Below are 13,348 nucleotides of genomic sequence, written 5' to 3' on the forward strand. Positions count from 1 at the left end.
ATGTCAAAAAATGTATTATTTAAATGAATTATACAAAAAGTGTGTTGTGAAATCAATAGATGTGTAAATATAAATTTACGCATCCCTGATGGTATTTCTTACCCCAGAATCTCCCTCATCCTCACACTATAATCATGCCTGTTTTGCACCGTTTCAAGACCATGTCTTGCAATAGCTGTCCGTTTATCTTCATGTTTCAGATAATAGTCCGTTTTTTCGAGAAGGTCATCTATGCCGTCGTAAACTTCAAGGTCTTTTCCAATCGTGAAACAGTCTTTTAAATCCTCTCTCCAGTCAGTAATGAGAAAGCCACCCGCTCCGAGTATATCAAATACTCTTAAAGGTATTCCGGTCTCGATATTTGGTGCTGTCATATTTATGTTTATCTTAGAGTGCGCAAAAACAAGTGGTGCTTCTAAAAAATAATCTGCGGCTTTATGTGTTATGAGCATGGGAAACAGGGCAGAAGAGTCACTTGTCGTGAAAAGATGGACATTCTTAGGATATTTCATGGCAAGTCTGTTAAGTGTCATTGTACGCATTTTAGCGGCTGTTTTGTGTGAGAGTACACTTGTTGCAAAGTGAAATTTTAAATCCGCATTTGACTGTGTACTCCTTTTTATATCTGTATATTCGGACAGCATATCAATGATTTCAGGTGTGAGCATATTTTTTAAGAGATTACCTCCGCTCACATTTAACTGTGCTTCGATAGCGGCATCCATATAGCCGCAGAGGTAGTCGGGGAGTGTGTGCTCCATTTCGTCATAGCGGTTTTTGTCATAAAGATTTCCCACAAATGAAATATCGTACTTATATTTTGAAAATAAATTGTTTTTATAGCTTTTTGTGTATTCAGATTTTGCAGTTGTATAATTTTCTGTTTGTTTTAAATTTATATTTTTTATAGAAATATTTTTGTATGCAGTCTGCTCAGGCAAGTTTGACTTTATAAAGTCATTGTCTGTTAAATCTGATAAATTATGACTGTTTTCAATAAGTGCCTGTACACGTTTTGTATTAGTACATAGTGGCAGGTAATGAACGGTATCTGTTCCATTATTGTTAAAATGTTTTGCTTCACTACTGTCAAATGTATATATACAGTTGGTTTGGTAATTTACTGACGGATGCTGCATATTTAAAAGAGGAGAGTCGACATTGTAACATATATAACGGATGTTTTGTCTGTGGCAGACCTCGGCTATATATGAAAAATAATTTACTGAAAAAACAGCATCGTATTTTGTTAGTTTCTCTGATGTTTTTTCAGAGAGTGGTAAAGGTGATAAATTATTTTTGGGTGAATTGACAGCAGGGAAATTATTTTGAAAATTGCTATTTATGCCAGAAATTTTAGCTTCAAGTGTTTTGGAAAAAAAAGCAATATCTTCATCTCTCATTTTTATAGCAGAAAAATCAAGGACATCACAAAGATGTCCCTCATTTTTCAAAGTATCCAGTATATCGGGATATACGAAAATATCCCATCTGCATATAAGTATATTCATTTTAAAACCTCCACTCCGCAGATGTAAGCATCTGCAGATATAGATTTTTACTGTTGTAAATAACAAGCAAGCCTATAATTTCCAGGCTGTTTCTTCATTGCTTTCTGTCTACAGGTTTTCTATTTGCAGATTTTTTCCAGCTGTTGAGAGCATAAGTTTAATTCTGTTAAGCTGGTTTACCTCACTTGCCCCCGGATCGTAGTCTACTGCCACAATGTTTGAATCAGGGTACTGGTGACGGAGTTCTTTTATTACACCTTTACCCACGACATGGTTAGGCAGACAGCCAAACGGCTGTGTGCAGACGATGTTTGGAACACCTGATTTTATAAGTTCTATCATCTCACCCGTAAGGAACCATCCCTCACCTGTCTGATTACCACATGATACGATAGGTGAAGCGTATTCTGCAAGTTTCTGAATCGGAACGGTAGGGTGGAAGCGTTTGCTTGCGGCAAGTGCGTCATTTGCACATTTACGGTATCTCTCGATAAACCATATAAGGAAATTGTTTATCTTTGCACTTGATTTTTTCTTGCCGAGGTATTCAGCCTTAAAGTTTGCGTTGTATAAGCTATACATAAAGAAGTCAATAAGATCCGGGCATACGGCTTCTGCACCTTCTTCTTCGAGAAGCTCAACTATAAAGTTGTTTGCAAGCGGCATGAATTTAACAAGTATCTCACCTACAATACCTACTTTTGGCTTCTTTATGTCAACAAGTTCAAGTTCATCAAATTCCTTAACGATATTCTGGATGTTTTTCTTAAATTGCTTCTTATTTGCCTTTTTAACTGACTCGATAGCAATCTTTTTCCATTTTTCATGGAGTGCATTTGCAGAGCCTTTTACTTTTTCGTAAGGTCTTGTCTTGTAGAGCACACGCATGAACACATCACCGTATATAAGTGCCTGGAGTGCCTTGTTTGCCATTTCGAGATTTACCTTTAAGCCTGGATTTTTCTCAATTCCGGCACTCATTGAGATGACAGGGATATAACCCATTCCAGCTTTTTCGAGTGCACGTCTGATAAATCCTATATAGTTTGTTGCACGGCAGCCGCCACCTGTCTGCGTGATGATAAGGGCAACTTTGTGGAGGTCGTATTTTCCTGACAAAAGTGCCTGCATAAACTGTCCTACAACGATAAGTGACGGATAGCACGCATCATTGTTTACATATTTAAGACCGTAATCTATACATTTGCTGTCTGCCTTTAATACCTCTACCTTGTAACCGCAGGAAGCAAGTGCAGATTCGAGTATCTCAAAGTGGATAGGAGACATATCAGGTACGAGTATCGTGTAGTCTTTTCTCATCTGTTCCGTGAATATAACTCTGTGGTGTGCAGTGTCAACACGCTTAGCCTCGATTTTTTTGCGTTCCCTGTCTTTTACGGCGGCGAGGAGTGAACGGATACGGATTCTTGCCGCACCTAAGTTGTTTACTTCATCTATCTTTAATACAGTGTATATCTTATTTTGTTTTGTGAGAATGTCGTTCACCTGGTCTGTTGTAACGGCATCAAGACCGCAGCCAAATGAGTTTAACTGTATAAGGTCAAGATTGTCATTTTTGGCAACAAATGAAGCTGCCTTATACAGTCTTGAATGATACATCCACTGATCCATTACGATAGTAGGACGGTCAACATCGGAAAGTTCTGAAATGCTGTCCTCTGTGAGAACTGCAACACCGTATGATGTGATAAGGTCAGGAATACCATGGTTTATCTCAGGGTCGCTGTGGTATGGGCGGCCTGCGAGCACGATGCCGTGTCTGCCTGTTTCTTTGAGATATTGAAGTACCTCTTTTCCCTTTTTGGTCATATCTTCACGAACAGCCTGCATTTCAAGCCAGCCCTCGTGTGCTGCTGCTTTTATCTCAGCGGCAGGGATACCGTTTTCTTTACGGAAGAAATCCACAAGACGCTTTGTAAGTATTTCCTCACTCTCAAGAGAGATAAACGGATTCTGGTATTTTATCTTATCATCACGCAATTCTTCAATATTGTTTTTTATATTTTCACCGTAGGATGTGACGATAGGGCAGTTGTAGTGGTTTCCTGCGTCAGGCACTTCGACACGCTCATAAGGAATACAAGGGTAGAATATGTATTCAAGTCCCTGTCTTATAAGCCATGTAACATGACCGTGTGCGAGTTTTGCAGGATAACATTCCGACTCACTTGGAATCGATTCGATACCGAGTTCATAAATCTTTCTGCTTGATACAGGAGAAAGTTTTACACTGTAACCGAGTTTTGTGAAGAATGTGAACCAGAATGGATAATTTTCGTACATATTTAATACGCGTGGGATTCCGACAACTCCTCTGGGGGCATCAGCCTTTTTAAGTGGTTTGTAATGTCTGAATACACGCTCATTTTTATATTCAAAAAGATTTGGAATCTGTTCTTTGTTCTTTTCAAGTCCGAGTCCTTTCTCACAGCGGTTTCCTGAAATAAACTTGCGGTCACCCGTAAATTCATTTACCGTGAGCAGACAATGGTTTATACATCCCTGACATCTCGTCATTGATGTTTTAAAACGAAGCTCATTTATTTCCTTAAATGAAAGCATTGTGCTTTTCTGTCCCGTATATCTGTCTTTTGCAATAAGTGCAGCACCGAAAGCACCCATGATACCTGCTATGTCAGGTCTTATCGCTTCACAGCCTGATATACGCTCAAAACTTCTGAGTACAGCATCATTGTAGAAAGTACCGCCCTGAACGACTACCTGCTTTCCGAGGTCTTTAGGGTCTGTAAGTTTGATAACTTTAAGCAGTGCATTTTTGATAACAGAGTATGCAAGTCCGGCTGAAATGTCGGCAACACTTGCTCCCTCTTTCTGCGCCTGCTTGACTTTTGAGTTCATAAATACCGTGCATCTTGAACCGAGGTCGATAGGATTTTCGGCAAATAAAGCTATCTTTGCAAAGTCAGCTACCTCATAGTTGAGTGATTTTGCAAAAGTTTCGATAAATGAACCACAACCCGATGAGCAGGCTTCATTTAACTGGACTTTGTCGACCGAGTTATTTTTTATCTTGATACATTTCATATCCTGACCGCCTATATCAAGAATACAGTCTACATTAGGGTCAAAGAATGCGGCAGCAGTATAATGTGCGACAGTTTCTACTTCGCCCTCGTCAAGAAGAAGTGCTGATTTAAGAAGTGCCTCACCATAACCGGTTGAGCATGAGCGTACTATTCTTGCACCCTCAGGCATTTTTGAGTATATATCTTTCATTGCTTTTAATGCAGTCTTTAACGGACTTCCGTTGTTGCTGCTATAGAATGAGTATAATAATGAACCGTCGTCACCGATAACTGCAACTTTTGTTGTAGTTGAACCGGCATCTATACCTAAGAAAAGGTCACCTTTATATGATGAAAAATCACCTTTTCTCACATTGTGTTTGTTATGTCTTTCAGTGAAATCTTCGTATTCTTTTTCAGAAGCAAACAAAGGCTCCATTCTTGTTACTTCAAATTCAAGTTCTATTTTATGTGAAAGTTTTTCTTTTAACTCTCCGAGAGAGGACTGCAAATCTGCATGGGCATTCATTGCAGCACCGGATGCGGCGAAGAGATGTGAGTGCTCAGGTGCGATTATGGCATCTCCCTCAAGTCCGAGCGTTCTTATAAATGCCTGTTTAAGCTCAGTAAGGAAATGAAGTGGACCACCAAGGAAAGCAACATTTCCTTTTATAGGTTTACCACAGGCAAGTCCGCTTATAGTCTGGTTTACGACAGCCTGAAAGATGGATGCGGAAAGGTCTTCCTTAGTTGCACCTTCATTTATAAGAGGCTGAATATCTGTTTTTGCAAATACACCGCATCTTGCGGCGATAGGATATATAGCCTTATAATTTTTAGCGTATTCATTAAGACCTGCGGCGTCAGTCTTTAAAAGAGTAGCCATTTGGTCGATAAATGAACCTGTACCGCCTGCACATATGCCGTTCATACGTTGGTCGATACCGCCGGTAAAATAGATTATCTTTGCATCCTCGCCACCAAGCTCTATTGCAACATCAGTTCTTGGTGCATAGTCTTTTAAAGATGTAGCGACGGCTACTACTTCCTGCACAAAAGGAATTTCCATATGCTTAGACAGAGTAAGTCCGCCTGAACCGGTTATCATAGGTGAGACAGGTATATCTCCAAATTCCTCATATGCTTCATCTATGATTTTAGCCAAAGTTTCCTGAATGTTGGCATAATGTCTCTGATAATCTGAAAAGATTATCTCGCCGTCTTTGTTCAATATAGCAATCTTAACAGTAGTTGAACCAATATCAATACCAAGTGTGTTAAAATCTAATTTCATCGTGTACCTCTTTCTATATCATAGCCAAAAGTCGCCATATTCTGCTATTATATGACAAACTATTTCTTATTTCAAGTGGCAGTGTCTGACAGCCGTCTTAAATTTTTTGTGTCAAAATTAAATCCTTATGAATATAATATAAAGAAAGTTTGAAATATGAAATATGATATTTGTATTAAATATGAAGAAGCCGGTCGTTTTATGACGCATATTTATTATATTTATTATATCGCAGAGGTTTTCTATGAATTATGATACTTGTGATGGAATGACATACACCATAAAGCAGGGGGATACATTATATGGAATAAGCAGAAAATATGATGTGCCGCTTGCAATGATACTCCATGCGAACCCTTATGCAGATGTTTACAGACTTAATGTGGGGGATACAATATGCATACCGATGAAGAAAAAATGCTGCAAAAAGCCGTGCAGCAGTGGAAACAGAGGTATGTCAGAGGACAATGACAGCAGCATGAATAACGGTATGGGCGTGGAAAATAACATAACAGGAAATCTTAATGTATCAGATGGTATGATAGAAACGAGACGAAACAAAGAAATGCCAGACAATATGGCAGGAACAAGACAGAGCACAGGAATGTCAGACAATATGACAGGAACAAGACAGAGCACAGTAATGTCAGACAATATGGCAGGAACAAGACAGAGCACAGGAATGTCAGACAATATGACAGGAACAAGACAGAGCACAGTAATGTCAGACAATATGGCAGGAACAAGACAGAGCACAGGAATGTCAGACAATATGACAGGAACAAGACAGAGCACAGTAATGTCAGACAATATGGCAGGAACAAGACAGAGCACAGGAATGTCAGACAATATGACAGGAACAAGACAGAGCACAGAAATGCCAGAAAATATGGCAGAAAACAGGCGAAATATTGGAATGTCAGATAATATGGATATGTCAGAGAGTATGGATCTTCCGGATAAGGTTTTGGGAGCAAGGACGGATGTAAGGTCTGACAGAATGTCCGAAAATAAGGTTTCAGATGATGATAAATGGGTTAAATATGTTGCACAGCCGGGAGATACACTGTTTGATGTGTTTAATAAATCTGAATGTGACTTGAATGAATTTTTAAATAAGAATGGTTTAAAAGGCATCTATATCCTGCCGGGACTTGTGTATTTTGTGAAAGAAAAATAATGAATAAAAATCAAAAATAATAAATATATTTATAAAGCAGGGGATTTTGCTGTTTACAACGAAGATGTGGATGGCAATATATGTTGTTTCCTCTGCTTTATTGATAGAAAGAATAGTTTGACAAAGGCATAAACGATAACTATAATCAAAGCATGATGTTTACTAATATATTGCAAAGTTTATGTTTTTTGCAATAGGCATCTGAATATACATTTTGAAAGGATATTTTGATTTTATGAACAATTTTCTTAATAAACTTGAAAGAAAGTTTGGAAGATATGCGATACCTGATCTTATCAGATATGTTATAGTGCTGTATTGTGCGGGAGCAGTCATCGGCATGATAAATCCCCGGATATATTATAATTATCTCTGTCTTGATATGTCAGCAGTGTTTAGAGGACAGATATGGAGACTGTTTACATTTCTTATTGAGCCTTACGGTTTTTCAAGTGGAATGGGAATGTTACTCAGTATTTTGTTTTTTGTGATACAGGTTCAGTTGTTCTTTTTGTTTGGACGATCTTTAGAGCAGGCATGGGGAACATTCAGATTTAATATGTATTTCTTAAGCGGCTATCTGTTTAATATAATAGCTGCACTTATATTGTATATATCACCGCTGCACAGTGCGATTTATTATTCGGGATTTCAGTATATCTACTGGTCGATGTTTTTTGCTTTTGCGGCATTAAATCCGGATATGCAGTTTTTGCTGTACTTTGTCATACCGATAAAGGTAAAGTGGCTTGCACTTCTTGACGCAGCATATATGCTCTATCAGGTAGTCCAGAGTTTTTATTATGGAATCATATATTTCAGGGCAGGACAAAGCACAGGAGGCGGTGCTTACATCTCAATGGGGATTGCGATAATAGTCGCTATGGCAAACTTTCTCATATTCTTTTTTAGCACAAGAAATTATAGGAGAGTTTCGCCTAAGGATATACACAGACGAAGAAGTTTCAAGAAAAAAGCGAGTGCACCGAAAGCAGGACCAAGACATCGCTGTGCAGTTTGTGGAAGAACAGAGCTTGATGATGAAAATCTTGATTTCAGATTTTGCTCAAAATGTGACGGCAATTATGAATATTGTTCAGATCATTTATTTACACATCAGCATGTAAAAAAATTTATGTAAGGAGAAGAAAAAATGGCAGCTATTAATTTTGTTGCGATAGCCGGACTGATTGCAATGCTTTTATGCTACAAGCCGGTATGCAGCTTTATCAGAGGAAAGGAAGCCGCATATGGCGGGAAAAATGGCTCAGGTAAAAAGGAGTCTGCTGTGTCATATGGTGCGGCTGATGCAAAAACAGGATTTATGATATTTATATTTCTGTTTGCAGTTGCATTGCTCATAAGACTTATAGCAGCGGCAATATATAAGGGAAATGAGACTGATATGAACTGTTTCCTGCTCTGGTCACAGAGTGTGTTTACAGACGGATTAAAGAAATTTTATTTGTCGGATTCATTCCATGATTATCCACCTGGATATATGTATATACTTTATGTTGTTGGAGCAATAAGGGCATTGTTTTCATGGGCATGGGATAGCACGGCAAGCATTGTTCTCACAAAAATGCCTGCCATAATCGCAGATATGGTAACGGGCTGGCTTATATATAAGATAGCTTGCAAACGAATGAGAGAGACAGGTGCAGCTCTTGTATCTGCACTGTATCTTTTGTGTCCTATGATTATTCTCGACAGTGCGGTATGGGGACAGACTGATTCTGTATTTACCGTGTTTATGCTTCTTATGTGTTATCTTATTAGTGAGAAAAAACTTATACCGTCATATTTTGTATTTGCGATAGGAATACTTATAAAACCGCAGTCATTGTTTTTCACTCCGGTTCTTATATGCGGTATCATAGACCAGGTATTTCTTGAAGATTTTAACTGGAAAAAGTTTTTCAAAAATCTTGGTCTTGGAGTAGCAGCGATACTGATGATAGGTGTACTTATGATACCGTTCGGATTTTCAGAGGCACTTAAGCAGTACACGGGAACGCTTGGTTCTTACGAATATGCTTCTATAAATGCATACAATTTTTGGAATATGCTCGGACTTAACTGGTCAAGCCAGTATGACAAGCTGCTTGGTATCCAGTATAAGACATGGGGAACTATAGCCATAATACTTACGGTCATAGTTGCACTTATCATAAGTTACAGATGCAAAAAAAATTCAGGAAAATATTATTATATCGGTGGATTTGTCGTAACGGTTGTGTTCGCATTTGCGGTCCGTATGCACGAGAGGTATCTTTTCCCTGCCATGGTAATGTTTATCGCAGCTTTTGCTGTAAGGCTCAGAAAAGAGATTTATATACTTTATTCGCTTATATGTGCAGTGGTATTTTACAATGCGGCATATGTATTGTTTATATATGATGTTAATAACTTTGACCCTAAAGCACCGATACCTATTGCAATCTCGATAGGTCTGCTTCTTACAGTTGCGTATATGGTCTATGTGACTGCAAAGACATATTTTGCACCTGCTAATGAGGGACAGGAGATTAAGGCTGTATCAGAACAGCTTGAAAAAGAAAGAGAAGAGAAAAAGACAGACAAAGCAAAACAGAGTCCTATCAAAAAATCGGGAATACTTGCAAAAATGACAAAAAGAGATTTTATCGCACTGGGAGTGATAACTCTTGTCTATGCAGTCATAGCATTTGCAAGGCTCGGTGAGATGAACGCACCGCAGACACCGTATTCAGTTGTAAAAGAGGGCACGGTGACTCTCGATATGGGACAGGATGTGACTGTCGCAAAACTATGGGATTTTCTTGGATACCAGAATAATCCTACATACTATATCGAATATACAAGTGACCCGAACGGAGCATGGACAACACTGTGCGGTGAGGGCTCAGAGTGGGATGCAGGTTCAGTATTTAAGTGGAATGAAAAGGATATAAATGTAACGGCGAGATATTTCAGGATAAGTCCGTCGGCAAACAACGGTGAGGACAGTATTATGGAGCTTGTACTCACGGATGCTGATGGAAATAAACTTACACCTGTAAATTCAGGTCAGTATGCCGCGCTGTTTGATGAACAGGATTTATTTGAGGGCAGAGCGACAAATCTTAACGGAACATATTTCGACGAGATCTATCATGCGAGAACGGCATACGAGATGATACATCATCTGTATTGTTATGAGAATACACATCCGCCACTCGGCAAGGTCATAATGGCTGTTGGTGTACTTATATTTGGTATGTGTCCGTTCGGCTGGAGATTTATGGGAACACTGTTTGGTGTGCTCATGCTTCCGGTAATCTACAACTTTGCAAAGAAGTTTTTTAATGAGACATGGATATGTATAGTAACGACATTGTTATTTGCGTTTGACTTTATGCACTTCGTCCAGACACGAATCGCAACAATAGATGTGTTCGTAACATTGTTTATAATGTTGTCATATTATTTTATGTATTGCTACACGAAATTAAGCTTCTACGATACACCGCTTAAAAAGACATTTATACCGCTTGGTCTTTGCGGTATAGCAATGGGACTTGGCTGGGCAAGTAAATGGACGGGAATTTATTCGTCAGCAGGGCTTTGTGTGATATTCTTTGTGCAGATGTTCAAGAGATTCAGGGAATATCAGTATGCAAACAAGAATATAAAGGGCAGTTCAGATGGAATAGAACATAAATATATAGCCGACAATTTTTATAAATTGTTTATGAAAACGATAGGGTTCTGCTGTATATTCTTTGTAGTGATTCCTGTTATAATATATGTGTTATCGTATATACCATTCAGTGACGGAACGGACAGGGGATTTATAACAAAGGTTATCGAGGCACAGAAAACGATGTTTAATTATCACAGTGCCTTAAAGGATTCACATCCGTATTCATCAAGATGGTATCAGTGGCCTATTATGTATAGACCGATGTGGTATTATTCGGGAGTGACAGCAAACGATCTTAGAGAGGGGATAAGTGCATTTGGAAATCCACTTGTATGGTGGGCAGGAATACCTGCGTTTATTTATATGCTCTATCTTATATATAAAGACAGGGATAAAAAGGCGGCATTTCTTACACTGGGATATATGTCACAGTATGCACCGTGGCTCTTAGTCACAAGAACTGTATTTATATATCATTATTTTCCAAGTGTTCCGTTTATCACGGTAATGCTCGGTTACAGTTTTTATAATATAGTCCGGTACAAGCCTAAGATGAAGAAATTCGTGTATGTATATGTGGCGGTGGCGATAGGACTTTTTGCACTGTTCTATCCGGTATTGTCGGGTTATCCGATAACGGTGGATTATGCAAATAAATTCCTTAAGTGGTTCAGTACATGGGTCCTTGTTCAGACATGGTAAAGAACCATAAGTTGTCTGCATAAAGTTGAGATGCACAGACACAGTTTTTACGGTAACCGCAGATTTCAGATTTGCGGTGCCACTTAGAAATGAGTATTGTTACGGAAATGGAGATTAGAATGAGTAAGTCGATAAAACAGTGCGTAAAAGCATTGGATGAAAATAAAGATGTTAGAAATATGCTTCCTGACTATGTGGATAAATGTATGCATATGAACAATGAGGATGCAGGTTTAAAACTTATGATGCATTACTATATGTATTATGAGATGATAACGGAGGGGATAAATCCGTATATAGAGTCTGCAAAAGACACAACAGATGCAGTCAATGAGATAATATATGAAATATATGAAAGTGGCATAACGGATGAAAAAAGGTCAGGACTTTCAGAAAGGCTTTTAAAACTAAGACAGATTGTTATGGACAAAATGCAGGTGCTCACTGCATATGTTGACTGCTTTGTTGTGTATGAGTACATATTGAACAGGATTCAGTACAGATTTGAGGAGATGAAGAAACTTCCCGATGATACTGAATTTGCACAGGATGTTGTAAAGTTTATTTTTGGCTCAAAAGATAATGTTGCCATAAATGACAGCATACATGAGATAATAGGGCAGCTTCCGATGCGTATGACGAGGTCGAGATATATAGATATAATAAGAAATGCAATATCTGTATATGACGGAAGCGATATGAGTTCGCTTGAAAGTTTCATATATATGTTCAGAACAAATGCTATGCTCTACAAAAATGGTGATATGGATAATTATTTTACGGAGTTTGTTCCGGTGCTTGATGAACTTTCAAAGCTTGATTACGAAAATATCACAAAAGAAATGTATGATATTTATGCCGAAAAGATAACAAACAATGCTGTAAAGCTCAACGATATTTCAGATTTGTATATGCAGCTTGGACAGATAATAAATGAGCTTTATATCATTACTGTATCGTCAAAATATGTTGAAAAAACAGAGAAAAACACTCCACAGCAGGTTGTTATAAGGGGGATAAATTCATTGTTTAGGGAAAAACAGAGTGATGTCTGGAATCTGTCTAAAGAAGATTTATCTGATGAGGAGGCAAAACTTTACTGGCTTGGAGAGTTTTTCCCACAGATAGAGGGAATACAGGAACAGCTTTTTGAGGGAATGAACATGGCAGGTGCGATACTTGAGGAGACTATGGACGCCCAGAAAGATGTTATTAAGGAGCTTTCACTGACCGATGAATTTAACTATTTAAAACAGTTGTCACAGCTTGGCTCAAACAGTATTTTTGCCGAGATAAACGGAGCTGCAGATGACAGTAAAGTGACGGCAGATGATGTTTTGAAAATATCAGATGAACTTACGGTCGAGATAAAGGAGCACTTAAAGAAAAGCAGCCGTATGGTAAGGCGTGCAATTATGGCAAATACGATAGACAAGCTTCCGGTATTTTTTAATAGTCCGCAGGAGGTAGCAGAGTATGTCACAATGTCGCTTGAACAGTGTGACGATGAGGCGGAGAAATATGCGTCAAAACAGCTTATTATGGAAATGATGTTCTAATTTATTGCCCGGGAAGGATTTTAGATATGATAAAAAGACAGAAAAACAAAAATTCTTCAGTGATATGGAACAAAAAGATATATATGGATGAAAAAGTGCACAGAGAGCCGATAAAGTACAGACGACGGATAGAAAGAGGAAAACTTATACCTGAATGTTTTTGTATATCACTTCCGACAAATAATGAAAATGCACTTGACATATATTCATCAAGGGAATTCTGGTTCAAATACCAGGCTGAAATTGGGATAGAAATAGTAGGTCTTGCAGCCGATTATAACGGGGCGGTAGGATTGGTTGAAAGAATAGTATCTGACATAATAAGTGAAAAAGGGGAGTTTAATTCAAAAACAGTATCCGAATATTTTAGATAAAGGGGGAAAGAGCA

At 38.3% G+C, this 13,348-nt stretch carries 7 protein-coding genes; 5 read left to right on the forward strand and 2 right to left on the reverse strand.

Annotated elements, in window-relative coordinates; translation table 11 throughout:
* Nucleotides 1-98: 98 nt before the first annotated feature.
* Entirely contained in the window at nucleotides 99-1,511 is a 1,413-nt protein-coding gene (locus tag DW721_RS01970; protein WP_118744627.1) for a glycosyltransferase, read from the reverse strand.
* A 108-nt stretch (nucleotides 1,512-1,619) separates the two neighbouring features.
* Nucleotides 1,620-5,852, reverse strand: a complete 4,233-nt coding sequence (locus DW721_RS01975) for a 2-hydroxyacyl-CoA dehydratase (protein ID WP_118744628.1) — start codon at nucleotides 5,850-5,852, stop codon at nucleotides 1,620-1,622.
* A 244-nt stretch (nucleotides 5,853-6,096) separates the two neighbouring features.
* On the opposite strand from DW721_RS01975, the gene DW721_RS01980 reads away from it, so the two are divergent.
* The 5 genes from DW721_RS01980 to DW721_RS02000 all read left to right on the forward strand — a co-directional run bounded on the left by DW721_RS01980 (nucleotide 6,097) and on the right by DW721_RS02000 (nucleotide 13,334).
* Nucleotides 6,097-7,032 carry a LysM domain-containing protein gene (locus DW721_RS01980; RefSeq protein WP_118744629.1) on the forward strand — a complete coding sequence of 312 codons (936 nt, stop codon included), beginning with the start codon at nucleotides 6,097-6,099 and terminating at the stop codon, nucleotides 7,030-7,032.
* A gap of 235 nt (nucleotides 7,033-7,267) precedes the next feature.
* Entirely contained in the window at nucleotides 7,268-8,173 is a 906-nt protein-coding gene (locus DW721_RS01985; RefSeq protein ID WP_022015600.1) for a hypothetical protein, read from the forward strand.
* Between the two features lie 12 nt (nucleotides 8,174-8,185).
* Nucleotides 8,186-11,401, forward strand: coding sequence for a glycosyltransferase family 39 protein (locus DW721_RS01990; RefSeq protein ID WP_118744630.1), 3,216 nt, complete (start codon nucleotides 8,186-8,188; stop codon nucleotides 11,399-11,401).
* Nucleotides 11,402-11,520: 119 nt separating this feature from the next.
* Complete coding sequence (locus DW721_RS01995) at nucleotides 11,521-12,960, forward strand: hypothetical protein (protein ID WP_118744631.1); 1,440 nt, start codon at nucleotides 11,521-11,523, stop codon at nucleotides 12,958-12,960.
* 26 nt (nucleotides 12,961-12,986) lie between these two features.
* Entirely contained in the window at nucleotides 12,987-13,334 is a 348-nt protein-coding gene (locus DW721_RS02000) for a hypothetical protein (RefSeq protein WP_118744632.1), read from the forward strand.
* The last annotated feature ends 14 nt before the right edge of the window (nucleotides 13,335-13,348 follow it).

It is taken from the genome of Clostridium sp. AM27-31LB (assembly GCF_003480745.1).
In the GTDB taxonomy this organism is placed as follows: Bacteria; Bacillota; Clostridia; order Lachnospirales; family Lachnospiraceae; genus Butyribacter; species Butyribacter intestini.

Coding starts and splice junctions, on each gene's coding strand:
- DW721_RS01990 (WP_118744630.1), top strand. CDS start 8,186: ATGGCAGCTATTAATTTTGTTGCGATAGCCGGACTGATTGCAATGCTT.
- DW721_RS01975 (WP_118744628.1), bottom strand. CDS start 5,852: ATGAAATTAGATTTTAACACACTTGGTATTGATATTGGTTCAACTACT.
- DW721_RS01995 (WP_118744631.1), top strand. CDS start 11,521: ATGAGTAAGTCGATAAAACAGTGCGTAAAAGCATTGGATGAAAATAAA.
- DW721_RS01980 (WP_118744629.1), top strand. CDS start 6,097: ATGAATTATGATACTTGTGATGGAATGACATACACCATAAAGCAGGGG.
- DW721_RS01985 (WP_022015600.1), top strand. CDS start 7,268: ATGAACAATTTTCTTAATAAACTTGAAAGAAAGTTTGGAAGATATGCG.
- DW721_RS01970 (WP_118744627.1), bottom strand. CDS start 1,511: ATGAATATACTTATATGCAGATGGGATATTTTCGTATATCCCGATATA.
- DW721_RS02000 (WP_118744632.1), top strand. CDS start 12,987: ATGATAAAAAGACAGAAAAACAAAAATTCTTCAGTGATATGGAACAAA.